The 23,177-nt window shown below is 61.1% G+C and carries 22 protein-coding genes; 10 read left to right on the forward strand and 12 right to left on the reverse strand.

Annotated features, from left to right (window positions below):
* Position 1 precedes the first annotated feature (1 nt).
* Positions 2-1,345 carry a Na(+)-translocating NADH-quinone reductase subunit A gene (locus tag ACO08A_RS07020; protein WP_422040446.1) on the reverse strand — a complete coding sequence of 448 codons (1,344 nt, stop codon included), beginning with the start codon at positions 1,343-1,345 and terminating at the stop codon, positions 2-4.
* Positions 1,346-1,517: 172 nt separating this feature from the next.
* Here ACO08A_RS07020 and ACO08A_RS07025 point away from each other — a divergent pair, with 172 nt between their 5' ends.
* Together ACO08A_RS07025 and nqrM are read left to right on the forward strand one after the other, a co-directional pair.
* A complete protein-coding gene (locus ACO08A_RS07025) occupies positions 1,518-2,552 on the forward strand; it encodes an FAD:protein FMN transferase (protein ID WP_422040447.1) in 1,035 nt (344 codons plus the stop codon).
* A 24-nt stretch (positions 2,553-2,576) separates the two neighbouring features.
* Complete coding sequence (nqrM, locus tag ACO08A_RS07030) at positions 2,577-2,807, forward strand: (Na+)-NQR maturation NqrM (RefSeq protein WP_422040448.1); 231 nt, start codon at positions 2,577-2,579, stop codon at positions 2,805-2,807.
* A gap of 16 nt (positions 2,808-2,823) precedes the next feature.
* On the opposite strand, the gene ACO08A_RS07035 is transcribed toward nqrM, so the two are convergent.
* Complete coding sequence (locus tag ACO08A_RS07035; RefSeq protein ID WP_422040449.1) at positions 2,824-3,009, reverse strand: hypothetical protein; 186 nt, start codon at positions 3,007-3,009, stop codon at positions 2,824-2,826.
* Between the two features lie 83 nt (positions 3,010-3,092).
* Here ACO08A_RS07035 and ACO08A_RS07040 point away from each other — a divergent pair, with 83 nt between their 5' ends.
* On the forward strand, positions 3,093-3,614 hold the full coding sequence (locus ACO08A_RS07040; RefSeq protein ID WP_422040450.1) for a CBS domain-containing protein: 522 nt from the start codon (positions 3,093-3,095) through the stop codon (positions 3,612-3,614).
* Positions 3,615-3,705: 91 nt separating this feature from the next.
* Here ACO08A_RS07040 and ACO08A_RS07045 read toward each other — a convergent pair whose 3' ends face one another.
* The 5 genes from ACO08A_RS07045 to ACO08A_RS07065 all read right to left on the reverse strand — a co-directional run bounded on the left by ACO08A_RS07045 (position 3,706) and on the right by ACO08A_RS07065 (position 7,375).
* On the reverse strand, positions 3,706-3,990 hold the full coding sequence (locus ACO08A_RS07045; protein ID WP_319385518.1) for a DUF1150 domain-containing protein: 285 nt from the start codon (positions 3,988-3,990) through the stop codon (positions 3,706-3,708).
* 33 nt (positions 3,991-4,023) lie between these two features.
* Positions 4,024-4,452 (reverse strand): Hsp20 family protein, encoded by a 429-nt coding sequence (locus ACO08A_RS07050; protein ID WP_306144507.1) that lies wholly within the window; start codon positions 4,450-4,452, stop codon positions 4,024-4,026.
* A gap of 159 nt (positions 4,453-4,611) precedes the next feature.
* Positions 4,612-5,460 carry a LysR family transcriptional regulator gene (locus ACO08A_RS07055; protein ID WP_422040451.1) on the reverse strand — a complete coding sequence of 283 codons (849 nt, stop codon included), beginning with the start codon at positions 5,458-5,460 and terminating at the stop codon, positions 4,612-4,614.
* Positions 5,461-5,956: 496 nt separating this feature from the next.
* Positions 5,957-6,442 (reverse strand): YybH family protein, encoded by a 486-nt coding sequence (locus ACO08A_RS07060; RefSeq protein WP_422040452.1) that lies wholly within the window; start codon positions 6,440-6,442, stop codon positions 5,957-5,959.
* Positions 6,443-6,556: 114 nt separating this feature from the next.
* Positions 6,557-7,375: an RNA polymerase sigma factor gene (locus ACO08A_RS07065; protein WP_422040453.1), complete on the reverse strand. Its 819-nt coding sequence runs from the start codon at positions 7,373-7,375 to the stop codon at positions 6,557-6,559.
* A gap of 155 nt (positions 7,376-7,530) precedes the next feature.
* Between ACO08A_RS07065 and ACO08A_RS07070 the strand changes: the two genes are divergently transcribed.
* From ACO08A_RS07070 to ACO08A_RS07085, 4 genes are all read left to right on the forward strand, one after another.
* A complete protein-coding gene (locus tag ACO08A_RS07070) occupies positions 7,531-7,890 on the forward strand; it encodes an MmcQ/YjbR family DNA-binding protein (RefSeq protein WP_422040454.1) in 360 nt (119 codons plus the stop codon).
* Entirely contained in the window at positions 7,880-9,067 is a 1,188-nt protein-coding gene (locus ACO08A_RS07075) for an MFS transporter (RefSeq protein WP_422040455.1), read from the forward strand. Before ACO08A_RS07070 ends, ACO08A_RS07075 begins: the two co-directional genes overlap by 11 nt.
* 1 nt (position 9,068) lies before the next feature.
* Positions 9,069-9,440: a hypothetical protein gene (locus ACO08A_RS07080; protein WP_422040456.1), complete on the forward strand. Its 372-nt coding sequence runs from the start codon at positions 9,069-9,071 to the stop codon at positions 9,438-9,440.
* Positions 9,441-9,573: 133 nt separating this feature from the next.
* Positions 9,574-10,017 (forward strand): hypothetical protein, encoded by a 444-nt coding sequence (locus tag ACO08A_RS07085; protein ID WP_422040457.1) that lies wholly within the window; start codon positions 9,574-9,576, stop codon positions 10,015-10,017.
* Positions 10,018-10,832: 815 nt separating this feature from the next.
* Here the strand turns inward: ACO08A_RS07085 and ACO08A_RS07090 are convergent.
* From ACO08A_RS07090 to ACO08A_RS07110, 5 genes are all read right to left on the reverse strand, one after another.
* On the reverse strand, positions 10,833-11,963 hold the full coding sequence (locus ACO08A_RS07090; RefSeq protein ID WP_422040458.1) for a DNA alkylation repair protein: 1,131 nt from the start codon (positions 11,961-11,963) through the stop codon (positions 10,833-10,835).
* 192 nt (positions 11,964-12,155) lie between these two features.
* Positions 12,156-13,232 carry a sn-glycerol-3-phosphate import ATP-binding protein UgpC gene (locus ACO08A_RS07095; RefSeq protein ID WP_422040459.1) on the reverse strand — a complete coding sequence of 359 codons (1,077 nt, stop codon included), beginning with the start codon at positions 13,230-13,232 and terminating at the stop codon, positions 12,156-12,158.
* A gap of 17 nt (positions 13,233-13,249) precedes the next feature.
* Positions 13,250-14,092: a sn-glycerol-3-phosphate ABC transporter permease UgpE gene (ugpE, locus tag ACO08A_RS07100; RefSeq protein ID WP_306142395.1), complete on the reverse strand. Its 843-nt coding sequence runs from the start codon at positions 14,090-14,092 to the stop codon at positions 13,250-13,252.
* 10 nt (positions 14,093-14,102) lie between these two features.
* Positions 14,103-14,984, reverse strand: a complete 882-nt coding sequence (locus tag ACO08A_RS07105; protein ID WP_421981151.1) for an ABC transporter permease subunit — start codon at positions 14,982-14,984, stop codon at positions 14,103-14,105.
* A gap of 129 nt (positions 14,985-15,113) precedes the next feature.
* Entirely contained in the window at positions 15,114-16,424 is a 1,311-nt protein-coding gene (locus ACO08A_RS07110; RefSeq protein ID WP_422040460.1) for an extracellular solute-binding protein, read from the reverse strand.
* A gap of 533 nt (positions 16,425-16,957) precedes the next feature.
* On the opposite strand from ACO08A_RS07110, the gene ACO08A_RS07115 reads away from it, so the two are divergent.
* From ACO08A_RS07115 to ACO08A_RS07125, 3 genes are all read left to right on the forward strand, one after another.
* Positions 16,958-17,560: an ImuA family protein gene (locus ACO08A_RS07115; protein ID WP_422040461.1), complete on the forward strand. Its 603-nt coding sequence runs from the start codon at positions 16,958-16,960 to the stop codon at positions 17,558-17,560.
* Between the two features lie 117 nt (positions 17,561-17,677).
* A complete protein-coding gene (locus tag ACO08A_RS07120; protein WP_422041724.1) occupies positions 17,678-18,979 on the forward strand; it encodes a Y-family DNA polymerase in 1,302 nt (433 codons plus the stop codon).
* A 687-nt stretch (positions 18,980-19,666) separates the two neighbouring features.
* Positions 19,667-23,056 carry an error-prone DNA polymerase gene (locus ACO08A_RS07125; protein WP_422040462.1) on the forward strand — a complete coding sequence of 1,130 codons (3,390 nt, stop codon included), beginning with the start codon at positions 19,667-19,669 and terminating at the stop codon, positions 23,054-23,056.
* Positions 23,057-23,177: the final 121 nt, after the last annotated feature.

Genomic DNA, 23,177 nt, shown 5'->3' on the forward strand with positions numbered 1-23,177 from the left:
CCTAGCCCTCTTTTTCGATCTTCGACAGGCAATCACGGAGCGCAATGCCATATTCATATTTCGCGGGGCAGGCAAAGCCTACCAGTCCGAGATCTTCCTCGTCCAGTTCCAGTGCGCCAAGCGCCTGCGCCTGGTCGGTGTCCATGACCAGGAGCGCGCGCAGGAGCTGGGTCGGCAGGTAATCCTGCGGCATCAGTTCCTCGAACGTGCCGAGCGGAACCATCGCCCGGCGGCCGCCGTTCAGGTTCGACGTCAGCGCGTAGAGTTTCTTTGAAAACGCGGAGCCCAACACGGGCTGAAAGGCGTATTTGGACGGCATCGGCAAGATCCAGCCCATCGGGATCTGCTTGCGATCTTCCTCGATCACGGTCATTTGCCGCGCATAACGTCCAAGATAGGCGCTCGGTCCCTCGCCCAGACGTCCGCTCAGCACCGATCCGGAGATGAGCCGCACGGGTTCGTCGCCGGTGATCTCGCCGTCTGCCAATTCTTCCATCGATGCACCGGCAATCGTCCGCACCAGTCTCGGCTTGGCGCAGCGCGGGCCGGACAGGGCAATCACGCGGTTCGGATCGAAATGCCCCGTCTCGAGCAGCTTCCCGATCGCGATGACGTCCTGATAGCCGATGCTCCAGATCGTTTTTTCCGCGCTCGGCGCATCCAGGAAATGGATGTGCGTTCCGGCGAGCCCCGCCGGATGCGGTCCGGAAAATCCGGCGACTTCGACACCGGACATGGTCAAACCGGGGATCTCGGCCCCCGTTTCGCAGCAAAGATAGGTCTTTCCGTCACTCAGGGACCTGATTGCCTCGAGCCCCTTTTCGAACGCGGCCCCGTTTTCGCCGATGATGATCGCCGGGTCGGCGGCAAGCGGTTCGGTGTCGGTCGCGGTTACGAACAACGCCGCCGGCCGTGTTGCCGGATCCGGAACCTTCGAATAGGGACGGGTGCGGAAAGAGGTCCAGAGGCCGGAGGCACAGAGCCGTTCCACGAGACCGGAAGCTTCGCCCAGATCGCCGACACCGGAGAAATCGACCGGTTCGGCCGCATTGTCGTCGATGTCGATCACCACGCTGATCAAGACACGCCGCGCGCCGCGATTGATCGCTCTGACGCGGCCGGCCACGGGTGACACGATCATCACCTCGGGCGTATCCTTATGGAAGAACAAAGGCGTGCCGACACCGACGGTGTCGCCTTCGCCGACAAGCAGACGCGGCTTCAGGCCGATATAGTCTGCCGCCAGAACCGCAGCGGAGTTTGTCTTGAGCTCGTCGCTGATCTCTTGAACGGGCGCGCCCGTTATCGGCAGATCCAGACCTTTTTTGAGCTTGAAGCTTTGCACGCACCCGGCCTCCAGAAAATTCTAGCCCCGCATATGCTATGTTTTTGGCTCGGTCAAAAGCACTAATTTGCCTGTGGACAAAATTTTTTGGTTGAATTGGCCGGCAAAACCAATGAAAAGCGCGAGTGGACATGCGACACATGTCGCTCATGATCTACCGGAGACTGGTACCGTGCCCACTGATATCTTATTTTCCCGGCGCAGCTTCATCCTGATGTCGCTGTCCTTGGCCGCCTGCAAGGGCGGAGCGGATATTCTGGAACTTTCCGGCTCCACGATGGGTACAGGATATTCGGTAACGGCCGTCGACCATGACGGGCAGGTTGACAAGGCCGCGCTGCAAAAGGCGATTGGTAAGAGCCTTGCAAGCGTCAATGCGCAGCTGTCCAACTGGGACCCGGCTTCGGAGGTTTCCCGTTTCAACGCGTCGAATTCGACCGGCCCGGTGCAGGTATCCGAAGGCCTCGCCAAGGTGGTTCTGGCGTCCAAGGACGTCAATCATGCCAGCGACGGGCAATTCGACATTACGCTTGGTCCGGTGATCGAGGCCTGGGGCTTCGGCGCCAGCAAGCCGGGCGTCCACGCCGAACCCGACACGCTTGTTCTTGCAGCCGCCAAGGGCTCGGCAGGCCAGACGGATGGCTTGGACGTCCAGGGCACGAGCCTGCGCAAGACACGTCCGGACACGCAGATCTACGTGCCCTCGGTCGGCAAGGGCTACGGCGTTGACCAGATCGCAGAGGTGGTGAGATCTTTCGGTCTTGAGGATTTCATGGTCGAGATCGGCGGCGACATCTACGTCTCCGGGCGCAATGCGGACGGCATGGAGTGGCAGATCGGCATTGAATCGCCAAATGCGCTGTCGCGCCAGACCTTCCAGGTTGCCAGCGTGTCCAATCTCGGCATGGCCACGTCCGGCGACTACCGGAACTATTTCGAACAGGACGGTAAACGCTATTCGCATATCATCGATGCCCATACCGGCCGGCCGATCACGCACAGGACGGCGTCCGTGACCGTTCTGGCGGAAAACACGATGATGGCGGATGCCTGGTCGACCGCTCTCCTTGCCGCAGGTACCGACCGCGGGCTTGAGATTGCCAACCAGCGCGATCTGGCGGTAATGTTCATCGATCGGAAATCAGACGCGCCGAACAGCGGCTTCGTGACGGCGACAAGCAATCGCTTCAAGGCGCTGCAGGCCTGACAAAACAACCGGATTGAGATCCTGATGACCTTCGTTCTGGCATTTGCGCTTCTGCTTGTCGTCGTTGTCGGCATGGCGATCGGCGTGATCTTTTCCGGACGGACCATCAAGGGAAGCTGCGGTGGCCTGAACGCGATCGCGGATGCGGACCATTGCCTGGTCTGCAAAAAGGAAATCGATCCGGACAGCCCGTTGCGCGACCGCCTTGCGTCCTGCCCGCGGAAGCGGAAAATGAACGCACAGTTGGAAGGCTGAGACCCGGCCTCCCGGATCAGCTGTTCGCCGCAACCGGTATGAACGCCACGATGGCCAGGCAAACGCCCGCCAGAATCCCGAAAAGCCAGAGTTTCCATCTCGGTCCCTCGTTGACCCAGACACGCCGGTACTGAAAGCCGGCGAAACAGGCCAGAACGAACAGGCTTGTGGCAACAAACGGGGAGAGTATCAAATCTTGCAATTTGAAGAGTTCCTTAAACAGGCATGTTTCGGCTAAGCTGATCGTCAAGTCCGCAGAGGGACAGACAGAAGGGAGCCAAAATCATGCCAAGCTCTTATCAGGCCCCGAGCCGTAAAGACAAGATGCAAGCAACCACCCACAGCCAGTCCTCGCAAACCAACACGACGAACGAGGCGGCTTCCGTGCGCAAGATCCTCGCCTCGAAGGGGCAGGAGGTTTTCGCCCTCCGTCCCCAGAACACGCTTCTGGAAGCCGCTGAAATGCTGCGGGACAAGAGGATCGGTGCGCTGATCGTCAAGGATGCCGCCGGTGAGCTTCAGGGTATCCTGTCGGAGAGGGACATCGTGCGCAGGCTCGCGGAGACCCCGGGGGAAACGCTCAAGCAGACGGTCGGGGACATCATGACACGCAACGTGGAGGTCTGCGGACCGGATGATCCGCTGATATCGCTGTTGCGCAAGATGACAGAAGGACGGTTCCGGCACATGCCCGTCGTCGAAAACGGCGCTGTCGTCGGCATGGTTACCATCGGCGACGTCGTGAACTACCGTCTGACCGAACTGGAATACGAGTCGCTGCAGCTGAAACAGCTGATCGTCGGCTGAAAATGAAAACGCGGCCTCAAGAAGGCCGCGTCCAAATCCTCGGTCCCGCTGCGCGCTGCGTGCCGGATTCTCCGGCGCTCGAGGGCACCGATCAGTGCAGTGAAGCCATTTCAAGTTCCGCCTCGAAGGCATTTGCCACGGCGGCCTCGCGGCTGTCCGCAAGCAGGATCGGCGTGCCGTCCGCATTTTGCAGCGCGTAGAGCGTCACGTTGTCGTGCAATGGCGGGACGTCCGGAAACATCTCCTTCAGGTCTCCGGCCTTGATCGGCTTGATGTAGGCAACATCGCCGGTACCAAGTTCGGTCAGCTCGTCCGCAGACATGAATTCGGACAAAATGGTCTGGTCAGCCCAGTCCGGGCTATTGGGATCGTGCATCAGTCTTTCTCCGTTCTTCTTGCCGACGAGGGTCTATTCGCCGCTGGAGATTTCTATTTTTCTTATAACGCGTTCCGGTTCGGGACGCGCGAGGTCGATGGACAAAAGGCCATCTTTCAGGTCAGCGCCGAGGATCTCGATGCCTTCGGCCAAAACGAACGCCCGCTGAAACTGCCGAGCGGCAATGCCCCGATGCAGATATTCGCGCGACTTGTCGTCGACCTGCCTGCCGCGAATGACCAACTGGCTTTCTTCCACCGAAACATCAAGCTGTTCCCGGGTAAAGCCGGCGACCGCAAGCGTGATGCGAATGACGTCGCCCCTGCCCTCGACCTTGGGAAGCCGTTCAATGTTATAGGGCGGATAGCCGTCATTGGCGGCTTTTGAAACGCGATCGAGCACACGTTCGATATCGTCGAACCCGAGCATAAACGGGCTGGAAAACGCTGACATGCGTGACATCCTCAAAGTCCTTGTCGAAGCGACCTTGCACCCGGACCCAATCAGGCATCCGGGCAGGAACCAACCGGCTCCATTCATCAGTAAATATGGAGCCTAGTTAAAATTGATTCAAGGCGAGCGGTCATTTCCGCCGATTTCGCGGGCTTGCCGGGCAGGTTTTCACAATTCGGATCGCAGAACCGGGTCTGTTTTCAACAGCTTTCCCAAGGCGGACAAGGCCTGACGGACCGCAGGTTCATGCCGTTCGTCCTGGTGCATGACCAGCCATCTTTCCGTTTGAAGGGACGCGATCGGATCGCCCAGGCGCACAAGGTCGGAAAAAGCCTCGCCGACGAACATCGGCAACAGCATGCGCCCCGCACCCTGCCGGACCAGCGGCAGGGCATGCATGGCCCGGTTCACCGTTATCGTGACCTCCTCGCCGTGATTGTCGCGTATCCAGCTGCCGGTCGGAAAATGGGCCTCATCCTCGACAACACCGATCCAGCCGATCGTGGACGCTTCCCCGACCGACGCCGCCTGGTAGACGGCATATCGGACGGTTCCGATCTTCCTGCCGGCAAGCCATTCCTGTTTCGGCCGCCGGCTCCTGACGCCAATGTCGATCTGCCGCCGGGCAACGTCGCGGCTGCGCGGATCGGCCAGGAACTCGGGAACCCAGGGATCGTCCTGCGACCAGAAGGCGCCGATATTGTCCATGAGCAGCCGCGCGGTCCAGTCGCCCGCGGAGATGCGAACGCGCCTCCTGGTGTTGCCGCTTTCCCGCCATGCCGAAATCGCGCGGGCGGCGTCATCCATATCCTCCAGACGAACCAGAAGGTCGCCGCCGGCGGATGTCAGCTGATAGCCGCGCGCCTCGCGTTCCACCAGCCTCACGTTCAGGCTTCTTTCAAGAGACGCGACACGCCTGCCAAGTGTCGCCGCGCTCACTCCCGTCTGTTCGGCGGCACCGGCAAGCCCGCCGGCCCGGGCGACCGCGAGAAAGAGCCTTAGATCTTCCCAATCCATGTTTTGTTTCATTTTTGAAATCTCGATTTCAATTCAAAAACATGCAGATAGGTGTGTTTCGTGGGAGATTATGCATCACACACCCCTTCAAAATCAAATATGAGAGGAATTTCAGATGACAATTCCAAGTACGGTCTTGCCCACCGGGACGGCCGGTTGCAAAGGGTGCCACGCCTGGAACGACCCGCGCAGAAGCCTCTATCCGCATCATGCGGAACTCTGGCCGGAAGACCTTCCGGAGCATGTTTCTTTCGAAAGGCAGGCCATAAAACTCAGACAGGAGAAACAGCGCGCCTGGGTGCGTGCCTTTTTCCGGTTTCAATGGCTCGGTGCGGTCGCTGCCTTTGTGCGGGCGCTGCGCCTGCCGGGGCTCGTGCCGGAAGACCCGATGGAGGGTCGGACAATTTGCAAAGCGCCGGGACGTAATCGGACCGGGGACCACCGCGACAGTCGATAAGGAGGCTGCACCCATAAAGGCGCAGCCCGTCGCCGAAGGTCAGTCGGCCGAACCGGTCAGCAGGTGGCTGCCATGCGGGTTGTCGATGACCATTTTCCAGGACCCGTCCGGCTGCCTGCGCAAAACGGCTATCGAGAGCCCCGCCGCCTCGACCGGTTTGCCGTCCGGACCGGTTCCGGTCATCTGCCAGGGCGCGATATGAACCGCAATGTCGCCCTCCACGATGACTTCGTGACCGGAATAGGAAAACTTCGGCGAGACGGCCAGGAACTGTTCAAAGGCCAGTCTCGCGCCATTCGGATCCGAAACGGGCTTGCCCGGCTCGAACATGATGGTCTGATCGGCCTCGTAGGTCTGCATGACCGTGTCGAGGTCCCCTGCCTCGAACGAACCGGTCATTTTTCCGATAAGGGCCAGAACGTCCTCCTGATCCTGTGTCATCTTTTCAGTTCCTTGTGCATTTGCCGGGAAGGCAAGGGTTGAAAGTGCGATCACGGCCACGGCCGCGAGAATGCGATGTGTCATGGGGGGCTTCCCTTCATGGATAAGGCAAAGCGGTGCCAGTCCCGCCTGTTGCCAAGCCGGTTGGGTGTTCTGTTCAGGGTTTCAGTTTCTGGCGGTTCTGTGCCGGGAGCGGCGCTAGCGCCCCGGCGACAGAATTCTGGTGAGCTCGCTACGGATAACTTCAGGGCAGTCCCGATGCGGCACTGCCTGCTGGAGCTTGAAGGTCTTCAGGTCTTCGACCACGGCGCCGATCTCGTCCCTAGCATCGAAATAAGAGAGACGTGAACCGGCCGAATTCGGGTAGGAACCGGGCTGCACCCGACCGGCCTCAAGGGCGGCCGGCAACCGTTTGCGGCAACTGCATTTCGTGTTCTCTCCGACCAGCCCGCAATGGCGGGAGGTGAAGGCGATCACCTCGGCACGGGCACGCGAAAGCCGCTTGCGGTAGGTCGCCGGCGCCAGCTCCAGGATCTGCGAAGCCTCGGACTGGTCCAGTTCGAAGACATCGCCGAGCACGTAGGCAAGCCGGAGATCCATCGACAGGCACAGGAGCATCGCCATGGTGCAGGAAACCCGCAACTCGTTCAGAAGCAGCACCTGATCGGGGGCGTCCGGCGGGTCTGCAACAAGGCCTGTTTCCAGATCGGCGGCAAACATCTCGAATGTCAGGCCGGGGTCGCGGTCACGCAGTTTTTTCGCGCCGAGGATATGACGGATGGCGATCCGGTGGGCCCAGGTGGAAAACGCGCTCTCTCCCCGGAACGTGGACAGTTTCGTCAGGATCCGGATCAGGATTTCCTGTGTCGCCTCACCGGCATCTTCCGGATTGACCAGCACCCTGCGCGCAAGGTTGTAGATCCGGTCCTGAACGCTCAGCAGAACCGCTTCCACGGCTTGCCTGTCGCCATCCTGTGCGGCCCTGATCACTGCCGGTGATACATCTGCAATTGTCATCTCGCGATCCTGTTTTGCGGTCGTTCACAGAGTTAGAGGGCAGGGCACCGGAATGTGTGACATATTTTTTTGATCAGCGCGCGGCTTGCACGAACGGACGTGAAACGTCACTCTGCGCTCCCGTTCCCAGCGTGCTGTTCAGACACGAGTTTCCGATGACCCGCGACGAATTCGATGCCTTCTGCAAAAGCCTGCCCGCAACGACCCATGTGATCCAGTGGGGCAATGCCTCCGTCTGGAAGGTCGGCGGCAAGATCTTCGCGATCTGCTCGCGCTGGGGCGACGGTGATCACCAGCGGATCGGCTTCAAGTGTTCCGACATGTCCTACGCGCTGCTCATCCAGCAGGAAGGCCTGATCCCCGCCCCCTATCTTGCCCGGGCAAAGTGGGTGCAGATGGAAAAGAAAGGCGCGCTTTCCGAAGAGGATCTGAAGGCCTATATCACCGCCGCCCACAAGATCATTGCAGGCAAGCTCACCAAAAAGGTCCGGAAAGAGCTCGGCCTTGGAGACTGACTTCACCGGAAAATGGCGCTCGCTGTCGCTTCTGATGGTGGCGGAAGTCGCCGGGATGGGCCTGTGGTTCATGTCCGCCGCGATCCTGCCGGATCTCACCCGCGAGTATCCGATTTCCGAGATGCGGCAGGCGGCGCTTTCCAGCGCCGTTCAGATCGGGTTCGTCGTCGGTGCACTTGCCTCCGCGCTCCTTGGGCTGGCCGACCGGATCGATCCACGCCGGCTGTTTGCCTTTTGCGCGATCACGGCCGCGCTGTTCAATGCCAGTCTTCTGGTCGCGGAACCCGGGGGCACCATCTCGATCCTGGCAAGGTTTGCAACGGGCGCGCTGCTTGCCGGGGTCTATCCTGTAGGCATGAAGATCGCCGTCGGCTGGGGCCAGAAGGACCGGGGGTTTCTGGTCGGCGCGCTTGTCGGTGCGCTGACGCTCGGGTCGGCTGCGCCGCACCTCCTGGCGCTTCTGGGCGGCGCCGACTGGCGCTGGAGCCTGACCGTCGCCTCGCTCGCTTCCGCCATCGGTGGTGTGCTCTGCCTGTTCGCAGGTCTCGGACCGTTTCATGCCAGAGCTCCGCGCATGAAGATCGACGCGATTTTCACCGCCTGGACCAACGCCCGAATACGCTTTGCCTATGCCGGCTATCTCGGTCATATGTGGGAGCTTTATGCCATGTGGGCCTGGATCGGTGTCGCGCTCACGCTCTCCTTCTCTACGCACATGGCGGAAGGCGAAGCCGTTTCCCTGTCCCGCCTGATCGCCTTTCTGACGATCGCCGCAGGCGGCGTAGCCAGCGTCCTTGCCGGCATTGTCGCCGACCGTGTCGGCAAGGCCAATATCGCGATCCTGGCCATGGCCGTCAGCGGCACCGCCGCGGTCGCCTCCGCCCTCACCTTCGGCGGCCCCGTCTGGCTGACGATCCTGTGCGTGCTTGTCTGGGGCGCGGCGATCCTGCCGGATTCCGCGCAGTTCTCCGCCCTCGTCGCCGACTACGCCCCGCCCGAACAGGCCGGCAGCCTGATGAGCTTCCAGACCGCCCTCGGCTTTGCGCTGACCTTCTTCACCGTCCAGCTGACGCCGCTCGGTGCGGACCTGATCGGCTGGCCGGGCATGTTCGCCCTGATGGCCATCGGCCCGGCGCTCGGGATCCTGGGCATGTTGCGGCTGAAGCGGATCGGGTGAAATGAAAACGCTGAATGCCAAGCTGGAAGTCGCGCTGACCGTCTTATTTGGTGTTTTGTATTTTCTGCTTTCGGAAACCGAGCTCAATCCAAGGAGCTTAGGCAAACTGGGAGGCTGTTTTATCTTTCTGTGCCTCTACCTGTTTTTTTCCTATTTTCGCAGAAAGCGGGAAGCTGGCGACCTTTCCTACGTGCTGGAAGTGGCTTCCTGTGCATTTGGATGGTTCGTTTACTACCTGCTCTTGCATCTGTTTCCGGGACAATATTTCGTTAGTTTCGCTTACGGGTTTATGATTTTCTTTTCCGTTTATCTGGGACTGGTTTATCTCGCCAAGTTCATGCTGAAGATTACGGGTGAAGAAGACAGATACTAGGTCAGCCTCTTCAGGAATGCCTGTCTGGCAACGCTTCCCCAGCATGGTTCTACCAACAAAGATGTCAGGGTTGACACCGCCGAAGCGAATTTAGAATTCTGCCTGTCATAGAAACTCCGATCGGAGATCCATCGTGCTGAGACTCATTGCAACCTACATAACCTTCTCTGTTTTCGCATCGCTCGTTTTTGTTACTAGCGTTCAGGCAGAAAAACGCTGTGCGAAGACAAATCAGCCCGTCGATCGAATTACAACGCAGCTCGTGAATGATCTTTTGTCCGGCGACTATGACAGTTTTATTCGTGAAATAGGCAAAAGTATTCCGATGAATGATTCGAATTCGGGCTTTATCAATCCGTTGCGGGAACATTTTCCGAACGGGTTCTCGCAGTGCCGATATGTCGGAAAAAAGAAACTGTCCGAAAACCTATCAACATACTTTGTAGAACTGTCCACACATGAAGGGAGCGTATTCGTTTATATGCTTTCACTGAAAGAAAATTCCGGCTTCGCGGGTGGGATAATGCAAATTCAAATCTCCACCGATTTTGTGGAGATATTCGAGTACTGGTCCTGAACACAGGGATTGCCTGCTCGCGCAGTGTCATCCCAGCCTATGAATTCGCTTTCTCTGTTTTTGAGTTGGGTGTCAGAGGTCGCGAGCGGAGTCTGCGACCGTCATCCCGGACGCAGCGGAGCGAAGATCCGGGACCCAATCGTTTTCAGAGTGCTCTGTAGGGACGCAGAAAAGCGGACACAATCGCCCGAAATGGCAAGCCAACAGGCGAGTAGGCCCCGGATCTCACTTGCGTTCGTCCGGGGTGACGGTTGAAGGCATGGAGATACCGCATAATGTCTGCACCGACACCGTGCCGGGACGGGAGACGGCCTGCAGAATCCCCCTCATCCTGAGGAAGCGCGTGAGCGCTGTCTCGAAGGATGGGCGGCAAATTCTGTGCCCTGCGGCCCATCCTTCGAGACAGGCCTATTGCCTTCCTCAGGATGAGGTCTTGCCGATGTGAGGCGGAAACGTCTGTGGCACCGTCTTCCGTTGTCATCCCTGCGAAGGCAGGGATCCAGTAAACTCTTGTCTGACCGTTCTTACCAATTGCGAACCTTACGGACTACTGGGTCCCGGTCTTGCCGCTTGCGCGGCAAACCGGGACGACAACGTGTGAGTGACCCGGCCTGCGGGACAGGTTGCCGGGCCTCTTCAAGACTCGATTTTCCTTTGCTCACTTGATCCTGCCTCACCATCGTCATCCCGGCCAAGCGGAGCGCGAGCAGGGACCGGGGAGGCAGAAGCTTCTCGGAAAACGGATGCAGTCGTCCCGGCTTTCCGGTCCCGGATCTGCGCTGGCGCTTGTCCGGGACGGCGATTGGGTTCGCAGTTCAGTCCCTATCCATCACCAGCTCAAACTCCGCATGGCCGAAATCCCTGCCGTTGATCCGGAGGCTGACGGCCTGGGTTCCGCCGTAGTAGACCCGTGTGGTGATCGGACGGATGGCATGATTGCGGGACAGGGACACCGTCTCTCCCGGTTCCAGTTTCACCTTCGTCCATTTGAAGACTTTCGGCGCGCGCGTTCCGTTGGCTTTCTTGAAATGAACCAGATAGTCGATCACGAGGTCCTGCGGCTTCCGGGCCGTGGAGGTCAGCCCGACTTCGAAGGACAGCGCGTTGCCGTAAGTTACGGCCGGTGTCCTGACCAGCGGGCCGTCAACACGGATCTCCGGCGGATTCAATCCGAAGGCCGTCAGCGTTCCGGCATGGCCCTGCTTGATGAGGGAACGGCAGGCGTGGCGCACCAGCTGCTGCCGGTTTTTGCCGGCACCTTTCAGCCAACGCTTGGCAATCTCGGCGACAAGGTCCGGATGGTCCTTGGCAATGTCATTGAGGTGATTGGCGACGGAGCGGCGGACATAGTCTTCCGGATCGTCCCTGAGCGCTTCCAGAAGCGGCAGGGTCGGTGTCGGGTCGTCGACGAGCTTCTTCAGCCGCATGCCCCAGGGCAGGCGCGGGCGGGTGCCTTCGGAGACGAGCCGGCGGACATGGACGCTGTCGTCCTTCACCCAGGGCGTCATGATGGCGAGCGCCCGCTCCTGATCCCTGTCGAGAAACGGACGCACTTCGAACTCGGCCGTCGCGCGCTTGGTCATTTCCTTCAGGAGCGCAAAGGACTTGTCGAAGTCCTCCAGGCCAAAATCGGTGACGACCATGCCGAGCGGCATCATGCCCCAGCCCCTGATGCCCTTGTCATCGCTTGCCCGGTCGACGCCTTCGTTTTCCAGCGGGTGCAGGATCGATCTCAGAATGTGGAACTTTGCGTCCAGGGTTTCGGGGAGGATCTTGCCGGTCTGGTCGGCGATCAGCCGCGCGCGCTGTTTCAGTTCGAGCTTTTCCAGTTTGCCCAGGATCGCGGCTTCGTAGGACGCGCGGTCGAACCCTTCCAGATGCCGTTCGATATGCAGCCCGAGGCACGTTACGAGATCCGGCGAGATCTTGTTCTTGAATGGTTCCATCGTCGGTCCTTGCGTGTGACGGTTTGTTTCCCCAGTCTTTGCCAGAAGCTGACGTTCTGTCCCAGCCTCTTCCTGCCACTCTCCTGACAAGGACCGTCAGGATGAAACCAAAAGGCCACCCCGGTTTCCCGGAGTGGCCTTTTCGAAACGGACAGCACCCTCGTTCGCTACCCGTCCGAAGTCTGACGACCTTCAGTCGATCCGGCGTCCTGTGTCCACGTCGAAGAAATGCACGTTTTCGGCGGCGGCATGAAGGAACAGTTTTTCGCCCGGCTCATGTTTGGCGTGGCTGGAGACGCGCACGACGATTTCCGGTCCGTCATCCACGAGGCTGCAATAAAGGAAGCTCTCCGCACCGATCGGCTCCAGAACATTCACGGTCACTTCCAGCGAAACGCCGTCGCCGGTGCCCGGCGCATCTGTGACTTCCAGATGTTCCGGCCGGATGCCGATCGTGTAGCGGTCCCGTCCCTTGGTGTTCTGACCGGACAGACCGCCGCCTTCTTCCCCGGCAAGACCGTTTTCCCCTGCCTTGACCTTCAGGAGGTTCATGGCCGGCGAACCGATGAAACTGGCAACGAAAGTCGAGGCCGGCTTGTCGTAGACTTCGATCGGGGCACCGATCTGTTCGATGTTGCCGCCATTCAGGACGATCAGGCGGTCGGCCAGGGTCATGGCTTCCAGCTGGTCGTGGGTGACATAGACGCTGGTGGTGCCGAGCGAGCGCTGCAGGCGCTTGATCTCGACACGCATCTGGACGCGCAGCTTGGCGTCCAGGTTGGACAGCGGTTCGTCGAACAGGAACGCGGCGGGTTCGCGCACGATGGCGCGGCCCATGGCAACGCGCTGGCGCTGACCACCGGACAGCTGCCGCGGCCTGCGGTCGAGAAAGTCGCCGATTTCGAGAATGCGGGCAGCTTCCTTCACGCGGCGGTCGATCTCGTCCTTGGCCATGCCGCGGTTCTTCAGACCATAGGCCAGGTTGTTGTAGACCGACATGTGCGGATAGAGCGCGTAGTTCTGGAACACCATGGCAATGTCGCGATCGGCCGGGTCGACATCATTGACGAGCCGGTCGCCGATCTTGCATTCGCCCGTCGTGATGTCTTCCAGGCCGGCGATCATGCGCAGCAGGGTCGACTTGCCGCAGCCGGACGGCCCGACAAGCACGATGAACTCGCCGTCGGCAATATCGATGGAGACGCCTTTGACGGCTTCCACATTGCCCGCATACACCTTCCGGACGGCGTCGAGAGTAATCGTTGACATAAGTTACCTCTAGTTTCTCACTTGTCGCTCTCGACGAGCCCCTTGACGAACCAGCTCTGGAAAATGACCACGATGAGCACGGGCGGAACGATCGCGAGGATCGCCAGCGCCATTGCCTCGTTGAAGGCCGGAATCTGGGCACCAACCCAGACCTGCAGGATCTGCTTGATGCCGCGCACCAGCGTGAACAGGCTCTCATCCGTCGTCATCAGGGTCGGCCACAGATACTGGTTCCAGCCAAAGACGAACATGATGATGAAGATTGCGGCGATCATGGTCTGTGACAGCGGCACCAGGATATCCTTGAAGAACTTCCACGGACCGGCACCGTCGATACGCGCCGCTTCCAGGAGTTCATCGGGAACCGACAGGAAGAACTGACGGAAGAAGAAGGTCCCTGTCGCCGACGCGATCAGCGGGACGATCAGTCCCGAATAGGTGTTCACCATGCCGAGCTGCTGGACGATCTCGTAGGACGGCAGGATGCGGACTTCCAGGGGAAGCAGCAGGGTCGCGAAGATGATCCAGAAGCAGAGCGAGGCCATCGGGAAACGGAAATAGACGATCGCGTAGGCCGCGAGCATCGAAATGATGATCTTGCCGATGGCAAAGCCGAGGCCGAGGATCATCGAGTTTTTGAGCATCACGAAGCCGTCGACTTCCTTGGTGAAGCCGCCGGCCTGGAACAGGACCGTTTCGTAGTTTTCGAGGAACTTGCCGCCGGGAAGGAACTGAACGCCTTCCTTGTAGACCGTGATGGCATCGTGCGTGCTCGTCATGAGGGTCAGAACGACCGGCGAGACCATGAAGAAGACGCCGACAAGCAGAATGACGTGGTCCCAGATCTGGTTCTTTTTCATTTCCGGCTCCTCACGTGTAATGCACACGCCGCTCGATCAGGCGGAACTGTATGATTGTCAGGATGAACACCAGGGCCATCAGGATGACGGACTGTGCCGACGAGCCGCCCAGGTCATTGCCCCGGAACCCGTCGAGATAGACCTTGTAGACAAGGGTCACCGGGTTGTTGCCCGGCTCGCCCTTCACCATCACGTCGATGATGCCGAACGTGTCGAAGAAGGCATAGGTGATGTTGATGATCAGAAGGAAGAACCCGGTCGGTGCCAGAAGCGGGAAGGTGACGGTCCAGAACCTGCGCATGCCGGAGCGGCAGTCGATGCTGGCCGCTTCCTGAACGGATTTGGAAATGCCCTGCAAGCCGGACAGGAAGAAGATGAAATTGACCGGGATCTGCTTCCAGACCGAGGTGACGATCATGGCGAAACTGGTGTCGAAATAGTTGACGCCGATCTGCATCTTCCAGCCGAACATGGCGAAGAAATCGACGATCGGCCCGACGTGCTGGTCGAACAGGAGCACACCGATCAGGCCGGCCACCGGAGGCGCAACCGCGTAGACCCACATCAGCAGCGTCTTGTAGCTGGACGCGCCGCGGATGACCTTGTCCGCCTTGACCGCCAAGAGAAGGGCAATGCCAAGTGACAGGAAGGTCACGAAAAACGTGAAGACGGCGGTGAAGCGCGCGACCCGGCCATAGTCGGACGACGTCAGCGTGTCCGTGAAGTTGTCGATGCCGACAAAGGTCGACCCGAAGCCGAAGGGATCTTCAAGATAGAAGGACGAGCGCACCGCCTCGGCCGCCGGCCACAGGAAGAAGATCGTCACGATGGCCAGCTGCGGCAGAAGCAGCAGATAAGGCAGCAACGGGGACTTGAACTGGACTTTTTTCATATGGCCGCGACCTGATTGTTGCTCGACCGCCGGGGGCGGGAAAACGGGCTGTCACCAGGCCGGCCCGCTTCATGAGCATGGAAATGGGGGCGCAGGTGATGCGCCCCCAGGACAAGTGGTCCGTCCGGCTCAGTTGCCGGTGGTCTTGGAGAAACGCTCAAGAAGCTTGTTGCCTTCGTCTTCGATGGCAGCAAATGCGTCTTCAACAGAGGTTTCACCGGACAGGATCTTGCCGTACTCGCGGTTCATGACGTCGCGGATCTGGACGTAGAAACCCATGCGGTAGCCCTTGGTCCAGTCGCCGCCCGGCAGGGTCAGCTGCTTGATGCCGATTTCAGCGGCCGGGGTGCTCTCGTAGTAGCCGTCCTTCTTGGCAAGTTCGTAAGCGGCATTCGTGATCGGCACATAGCCGGTTTCCTTGTGCCACATGTACTGGACTTCCGGGGAGGTCAGGTACTCGAAGAAGGATGCAACGCACTTGTTTTCATCGTCCGGCTTGCCGGCCATGGAAAACAGGGCCGCGCCACCGATGAATGTGCCGGTGCCGGCGCCGTCAACTGCATCCCAGTAAGGCAGGTAGGTTGCGGAGAACGGGAACTCGACGGTTTTCTGGATGCCGCCGAAGGAACCCGAAGAACCGAGCCACATGGCAACCTTGCCTTCGTTGAACGGGGTCTGGTTGTCGCCCCAGCCGGTACCGTAGTAACCGAACATGCCGTCGTCCAGCCAGCCTTTGACGGCGGTGAAGTGGTTCTTGATCGGCTCACCGAATACCAGCTTGGTGTCCTTGGAACCGTCGTAACCGTTGTTGTTGGTCGCGAACTGAAGGTTATGACGGGACTTGAAGTTCTCGGTGAAGATCCACGGCAGGTGGGACTGGGCAAGCGGCACATAGCCGGCTTCTTTCAGCTTGGGAGCAATCTCCTGGAATTCTTCCCAAGTTTTCGGAGCTTCAACGCCTGCTTTTTCCAGAGCTTCCTCGTTGTAGTAGAGGATAGGCGTAGACGAGTTGAACGGCATGCCGATCATCTTGCCGTCGCTGTCGGCGTAGAAGTTGCGGACACCTTCGATGTAGTCTTCGATGTTGAAGCCAACGCCGGCGTTTTCAAGAATGTCCTGAGCCGGGATGACCGCACCCTTGGCGCCGATGATGGTCGCTGCGCCCGCATCGAAGACCTGCAGGATGTTCGGCTGTTCGCCTGCACGGAACGCGGCGATACCGGACGTCAGGGTCTCTTCGTAGGTGCCCTTGTAGACCGGGGTGATCTTGCAGGCACTCTGGTCGGCGTTGAAGCCGTTTGCGATGTCGACAACGACTTCACCGAGACGGCCGCCCATTGCGTGCCACCAGGCAATGTCTGTTGCCGCATAAGAAGCGGAGGATGTTCCCAGAAGGGCAGCCGCAGCAACGAGGCTGGCGACGGTCTTACGATAAGCCATGTTTATTTGCTCCCACATTGGAGGGCGATATGCCCCGGTCAGCAGTTTGTTCTCTCGGTGCCGCAACGGCTTTTCCGGCACCTGAAACGATAACGCCTGCGTTTCGTATTGTTTTCATATGAACGTTGTATGACGCTCATATGAACATTTAAACACGCCTTAACCGCGTCCGCAATCGAGAACGGGCTTTACTTTGCACCTATCTTGCCGCGGTCCGGAAATCGAAGGTTTTCTCAATCGCATTTTCAGGAAAACTGACCAAGCGGCCGCCTTGGCATGCGCCCTTTGCAACACTCTTTTGCCGCTGCCTGCCACGGCCCGATTGAAAGCTTAGTCGGCTTACTGGAAGCTTCGGCGCCACCCGTCCGAAGAAACAATGACAGTGTATTTTGCCGTGAAACGACGGATTTCCGGTGAGACGCGCCCGCTGTGACCGGGTGCGATTCGCGCGGCACAAAATCCGGCTTTGACGGGAACGCGGTTGGCCTTATGTTCAACAGGGACTGTCAACCCGATGCCATTGCCACCAGATCATGTCCCTGCCGTTTTCCTCCGCCTATCCGCTGAAACGCGCCCGCGCCCATGAAGTGTGCGGAGAAGGCGGACTGGTCTTTGCGGCGATCACGGCCGGCCAGGCAAGCGGTCCGGTGGTCTGGGTGTCGGAACGCTGGCGCCCTGTGGTCAACCCGGAAGGGCTTGCGCCCTATTGCGATCCGGGCAAGCTTTTGATCACCCGCGCCGATACGCCGCTGAATGTCCTTGCCAGTGCGGAAACCGCGCTCCGGTCCGGTGCGGTGGGGCTTGTGGTCGCCGAGATCACCGATCCGATCGGGCTGACGGAGGGCCGCAGGCTGCAGCTGGCCGCCGAAACCGGCGGTACGACGGCGCTTCTTCTGGTGCCGGAAGGCGGTGGCAGCAACGCGGCGGAGACAAGATGGCGCTGCAGCGGCCTGCCCGCGCCCGGTGCGCATGGCAGGGACACGCCCCCATCAACCGGCCCTTGGCAAAATGACCACGACTCGACTCCCTGGCTGTGGTCGATTATAAAGAACAAAACAGGAACATTGTCAGAGTGGGTAGTGCGTTGGGATGCAGCGGCGCATCGTGTCATTGTGGTTTCCGAGGCTGGCAGCTGAGCGTTCGCTCCGCGCCAATCCCGTTGACGCGCCTTTGCCCTGACCCTTTACGACCGCAATTCCGAACGCGTCTACGACCTGTGCCCGCGCGCGGAAGGTGCCGGTCTCAACAGGGGCATCACGCTTGTCCATGCCAGAAGCTTCTGCCCCGGGCTGCTGACCCGGCCCGCCGACCCGAAGGCCGACCAGCGTTTTCTACGCCTGCTGGCCCGGTGGGCGACCCGCTACTGTCCCTGGGTCGGTCTCGACGGGCTGAACGGCCTGTTCCTGGACATCACCGGGTCGGCGCATCTGATGGGGGGCGAAGCTCCCCTTCTTGACGATATCCGCGCCCGCCTCGCGCGGGCCGGTCTCACCGCAAGGCTTGGCCTTGCCTCCACGCCGGGCACGGCCTGGGCACTGGCCCGCTTTGCCGAAGGCATCGCCGGACCGGGTGAAACGCTTGCCCGTATCGGCCCGCTGCCGCTGGCGGCCCTGCGCCTTGCCGACCAGACCTGCACCAGCCTGGAGCGGCTCGGCATTGCCACCGTCTCCGATCTTTACAACCTGCCGCGGGCGAGCGTGGCGCGGCGCTACGATCCGGAGGTGCTGCGCCGCCTCGACCAGGCGCTCGGCACTCTCCCCGAACAGATCTCTCCCTTGAAGGAAGATATCAGCTTCGCCGTGCGCATGACCCTGCCCGAGCCGATCGGCCTTGTGGACGACGTCATGGCCGGGGCGGAACGGCTGATCGGCCATTTGTGCGAACAGCTGGACACGGCCCAAAAAGGCGCCCGCAGCCTGAAACTGACCTTCCGCAGGGTGGACCAGGAAAACCAGTCGGTCGAACTGCGCCTGGCCCGGCCGATGCGCGACGGCGACCGGATGCTGGCCCTGTTCGAACGCGGGGTCAGCGCGGTCGATGCCGGCTACGGCATCGACATGATCCGCCTGGAAGCCACCCGGGTGGAAGAGCTCGGTCCCCGTCAGCTGACCCCGTCGCAGACCCTGGAAAAGGACAGCCTCGCCGATCTGATCACCCAGCTCGGCAACCGCATCGGGCTGGAAAATATCCAGCGCTTCACCCCGGTCGACAGCCATATTCCGGAACGCAGCTTCAAGCTGGTGCCTGCGGCCTACAGCACGCCGGTCCGCTCATGGCCCTACCGGCGTCCGCGTCCGTTGCGTCTTTTCCCTCCCGAACCGATCACCGGGGCCGGCACCACACCGCCGCCCCGCTTCCGCTGGCGCGGCCGCGCCCTGACGACGCTTCAGGCCGAAGGCCCGGAACGGATCACGCCGGCCTGGTGGGAAGGCGACGACGACTGGACACGGGGCCTGCGCGACTACTGGCGCATCGCCACGGGCCAGGGCCAGCGCCTGTGGCTGTTCCACACGCCGCAGAACCCCGGCTGGTATGTGCAGGGGGAGTTCGGCTGATGTTTCTTTCTGCCCTCTCCTTTTCTTCCCGCCGTCCCGGCCCTGAGCCGGGACCTCTGTGCGAGACACCCTGGAGATGTCCCCGGCTCAAGGCCGGGGCGGCGCATCGGGTGTACTCCCGTTCCATGAAACTCATCCCGGCCAAACACAGCGCGGGCCGGGACCGGGGAGACCCAGGTCCAGCGGCTTTTCCCGTTGCCTTACCGGCGTTCCCGGGTTCCCCGATCCCGGATCTCCGCTTCACTGCGTCCGGGATGACGATGGAAAGGTGGGAGTGCTCCGGATGATGTCTGCCCGGACAATTCGGCCGCCCCAAAAGCCGTGCCGCAAAATCCTCCTCATCCTGCGGAAGCGCGCAGCGCTGTCTCGAAGGATGGGCGGCAGGGTCAGGGCCGTGTGGCCCATCCTTCGAGACGAACCTCCAGGTCCTCCTCAGGATGAGGGTTTTCTGTTCGGTGACGCGAAAAAAGACTTTCGACCGATACATTCTGCCCGGTCTCAACCTTCGACGATCCTCACCGGCCTGATCGGGGATGACATCAAAAAATCCTGCCGTCCCGGCCTTGAGCCGGGACCAACACACCACCTGTGTTCTAAAGGCCCCGGCTCAGGGCCGGGGCAGCACGGAGACAACAGGGCTGTCCGGCTCCTGGGGCAAGCCCCGGCAAGAAAGCAGGAGGTCCGCCGATGACCTCTCACGTCTCACCGGAGAGCCTGCACTGGGATGTTCCCCGGCATGCGGAGTTGACGGTTACGTCCAATTTCACCTTCCTGCGCGGAGCCTCCCACCCGGAAGAGCTTGTCACGCGGGCGGCGGAACTCGGGCTTGAGGCGATTGCGATCACCGACTGGAATTCCCTGGCCGGTGTTGTCCGGGCCTATTCGGCGCTCAAGGAAATCAGGCGCGCGGCAAGCGAAGGCGGCGTGCCCGTACGCTCCCATTCGCAGATCGACGCCTCCTCCCGGCAGCAGACAAACGAGATCCCGCCCCTGCCCGTGCCGGAGGTGCTGAAACTGCCGCGGCTGATCGTCGGCGCCCGGCTGGTGCTCACCGACAGCCCGGTCGATTTCGTCGCCCTGCCGACCGGCCGGGCCGCCTATGAACGGCTCAGCCAGTTGCTGACCCTCGGCAAGCGGCGGGCGGAAAAGGGGGACTGCCACCTGGACTTCGAGGATGTGGTCAAGTTCTCCGAGGGTCTCATCTTCATCGCCCTGCCCCAGGGCGGCCACACGCAGGAGGCCTTTTCGAAAACCGCCCGGGATCATATCCGCACGCTGCGCCAGGAAGTTCCGGGCCACGTGTTCCTGGGGGCAGCGCCCCGGTATGACGGCACCGACCAGGCCTGGTTCCGCGCCTGCGCGAAAGTGGCCCATTCTCTCGCAACCCCCATGGTCGCGGTCGGCGATGTCATGATGCATCATGCCGGACGGCGGCGGCTTGCCGACGTGCTGACCTGCCTGCGCGAAGGCTGCACCATCGACGAGATCGGCACGCGGGCGCTGCCCAATGGCGAGCGGCGGCTGAAGTCGGCCGCCGACATGACCCGCCTCTACCGCCACCACCCGGCAGCCCTCCGGCGCACGGTCGAAATCGCCACGCGCTGCAGCTTCGACCTGTCGGAACTCTCCTATGAATATCCGGACGAGATCACCGACGGGCAAGAACCGCAGGAGCGGCTGGAGCGGCTGACCTTCGAAGGCCTGGAGATGCGCTATCCCGCCGGTGTACCGGAGCATGCGCAAAACCTGGCGCACAAGGAATTGCGGCTGATCCGCAAACTCAAGTTCGCCGCCTATTTCCTGACGGTGCATGACATCATCCGCTTCGCCCGCAGCCGGCATATCCTGTGCCAGGGGCGCGGCTCGGCGGCCAATTCGATCATCTGCTACGCGCTCGGCATCACCGATGTCGGGCCGGAAACCATCACCATGGTCTCGGAACGCTTCATTTCCGAGCACAGGGGCGAACCGCCGGATATCGACGTCGATTTCGAACACGAGCGGCGCGAGGAGGTGATTCAGTATGTCTACGAGAAATACGGCCGCCACCGGGCCGGGCTCTGCGCCACGGTGATCCATTTCCGCACCCGTGCGGCCATCCGCGAGGTCGGCAAGGTGATGGGGCTGAACGCGGATGTGACCGCGGCGCTCTCCGGCCAGATCTGGGGCAGTTCCAACAGCGGGCCGGACGATGCGCGGATGAAGGAGCTCGGACTGGATCTGGAGAACCGGCGCATTGCCCAGACGATCGAGCTCATCCGGGAAATCATCGGCTTTCCGCGCCATCTCAGCCAGCATGTCGGCGGCTTCGTGATCACGCAAGGCAGGCTCGACGCGCTCTGCCCGATCGAGAACGCGGCGATGGAAAACCGCACGGTGATCGAATGGGACAAGGACGATATCGACGCGCTCGGCATCCTCAAGGTCGACATGCTCAGCCTCGGCATGCTGACCTGCATCCGCAAGTGTTTCGACCTGATCGACAGCCATCATGACCGGGCGTTTACCCTGGGCACCGTGCCCCAGGCCGACACGGCCACCTATGACATGCTGTGCAAGGCCGATGCGATCGGCGTGTTCCAGGTGGAAAGCCGGGCGCAGATGAATTTCCTGCCGCGTATGCGCCCGCGCGAATTCTACGATCTCGTCATCGAGGTGGCGATCGTGCGCCCCGGCCCGATCCAGGGCGGCATGGTGCATCCCTACATCAACCGCCGCCAGGGCAAGGAGCCGGTCCGGTTTCCGTCGAAGGAACTGGAGGAGGTGCTCGGCAAGACACTCGGCGTGCCGCTGTTCCAGGAACAGGCCATGCAGATCGCCGTCGTCGCCGCCGGTTTCACTCCCTCGGAAGCCGACAAGCTGCGCCGCTCCATGGCGACCTTCCGGCGCATGGGCACGATCGGCCAGCTGCGCGAGAAGTTCATCGCCGGCATGATCCGGCGCTGTTATGACCGGGAGTTCGCCGAAAGCTGCTTCGGCCAGATCGAGGGGTTCGGCGAATACGGCTTTCCCGAAAGCCATGCGGCCGCCTTTGCCATGCTCGCCTATGTCTCGGCCTATCTCAAATGCCATTACCCGGCCGAGTTCGCCTGCGCGCTCCTGAACTCGCAGCCGATGGGCTTCTATGCCCCGGCGCAGATCGTGCGCGATGCCCGCGAACACCAGGTCGAGGTGCGGCCGATCTGCGTCAACACGAGCCTTTGGGACAACACGCTGGAGCGGCGCAGCGACGGCGCGCTGGCGCTCAGGCTCGGCTTCCGCCAGATCAAGGGCATGCGCGAGGAGGATGCCGACTGGATCGTGGCGGCGCGCGGCAACGGCTATCCGGATACCGAGACGCTCTGGCTCAGGACCGGCGTGCCACCGGCAACGCTGGAACGCCTCGCGGAGGCCGACGCCTTTGCCGGCATGGGCCTCAGCCGCAGGGATGCGCTGTGGCAGGTGAAAACCATCCGCAGCCCGAAGCCGCTGCCGCTGTTCAACGACCCGATCGACGGCGAGGCGATCTTCGAGCCGGATGTGCTCCTGCCCGCCATGCATCTCGGCCAGGAGGTGGTGGAGGATTATCTTTCCACCCGCCTGACCCTGCGCGCCCACCCGATGGAATTGCTGCGCCCGCATATCCCGCAGCTGACGCCCCATGACCGGCTTGCGCGGCTCACGCCTTACGAGGCCCGGCGCGTTTCCGTCGCCGGTCTTGTCATCACCCGCCAGCGCCCCGGCACGGCCTCGGGCGTCATCTTCATCACGCTGGAGGACGAGACCGGGGTTTCCAACGTGGTCGTCTGGCCGAAGATGTACGAGAAGTTCCGCGCCGCCGTCATCGGCGGACGGCTCCTGAAAGTGACCGGACGGCTGGAGCGCGAAGGCATCGTCGTCCACCTGATCGCCGATCACATCGAGGACTGCTCGCACAAGCTCGCCCTGCTCGGCCATCCCAATGACGAGGTCCTAGGCCAGATGACCGGCAAGACAGACGAGGTGCCGGTGCATCTCAAGTCAGCCGCTCCCAAGCCCCGCGCCATGCACCCGCGCGACCAGGCGAAGAAACTGTTCCCGAGCCGGGATTTTCATTGAGCGCCACCACGCAATGCACAATGGATTACCTAGAGTAAATCTTTTTTGCATTCGTATGCAAACGTGCTACCCTGCCTTTGGAAATTGCGGTCAACCGCACGATCCTGGGAGGAAACTGAAC

The sequence above is a fragment of the Roseibium sp. genome (assembly GCF_965232425.1).
Classification (GTDB): Bacteria; Pseudomonadota; Alphaproteobacteria; order Rhizobiales; family Stappiaceae; genus Roseibium.

Bases quoted from the DNA above. Each gene is read 5' to 3' on its own strand.
- ACO08A_RS07125 (WP_422040462.1), top strand. From the start codon at position 19,667: ATGACCTCTCACGTCTCACCGGAGAGCCTGCACTGGGATGTTCCCCGG.
- ACO08A_RS07080 (WP_422040456.1), top strand. From the start codon at position 9,069: ATGAAAACGCTGAATGCCAAGCTGGAAGTCGCGCTGACCGTCTTATTT.
- ACO08A_RS07040 (WP_422040450.1), top strand. From the start codon at position 3,093: ATGCCAAGCTCTTATCAGGCCCCGAGCCGTAAAGACAAGATGCAAGCA.
- ACO08A_RS07045 (WP_319385518.1), bottom strand. From the start codon at position 3,990: ATGCACGATCCCAATAGCCCGGACTGGGCTGACCAGACCATTTTGTCC.
- ACO08A_RS07110 (WP_422040460.1), bottom strand. From the start codon at position 16,424: ATGGCTTATCGTAAGACCGTCGCCAGCCTCGTTGCTGCGGCTGCCCTT.
- ACO08A_RS07070 (WP_422040454.1), top strand. From the start codon at position 7,531: ATGACCCGCGACGAATTCGATGCCTTCTGCAAAAGCCTGCCCGCAACG.
- ACO08A_RS07065 (WP_422040453.1), bottom strand. From the start codon at position 7,375: ATGACAATTGCAGATGTATCACCGGCAGTGATCAGGGCCGCACAGGAT.
- ACO08A_RS07055 (WP_422040451.1), bottom strand. From the start codon at position 5,460: ATGGATTGGGAAGATCTAAGGCTCTTTCTCGCGGTCGCCCGGGCCGGC.
- ACO08A_RS07105 (WP_421981151.1), bottom strand. From the start codon at position 14,984: ATGAAAAAAGTCCAGTTCAAGTCCCCGTTGCTGCCTTATCTGCTGCTT.
- ugpE (WP_306142395.1), bottom strand. From the start codon at position 14,092: ATGAAAAAGAACCAGATCTGGGACCACGTCATTCTGCTTGTCGGCGTC.
- ACO08A_RS07090 (WP_422040458.1), bottom strand. From the start codon at position 11,963: ATGGAACCATTCAAGAACAAGATCTCGCCGGATCTCGTAACGTGCCTC.
- ACO08A_RS07060 (WP_422040452.1), bottom strand. From the start codon at position 6,442: ATGACACATCGCATTCTCGCGGCCGTGGCCGTGATCGCACTTTCAACC.
- ACO08A_RS07115 (WP_422040461.1), top strand. From the start codon at position 16,958: ATGTCCCTGCCGTTTTCCTCCGCCTATCCGCTGAAACGCGCCCGCGCC.
- nqrM (WP_422040448.1), top strand. From the start codon at position 2,577: ATGACCTTCGTTCTGGCATTTGCGCTTCTGCTTGTCGTCGTTGTCGGC.
- ACO08A_RS07050 (WP_306144507.1), bottom strand. From the start codon at position 4,452: ATGTCACGCATGTCAGCGTTTTCCAGCCCGTTTATGCTCGGGTTCGAC.
- ACO08A_RS07095 (WP_422040459.1), bottom strand. From the start codon at position 13,232: ATGTCAACGATTACTCTCGACGCCGTCCGGAAGGTGTATGCGGGCAAT.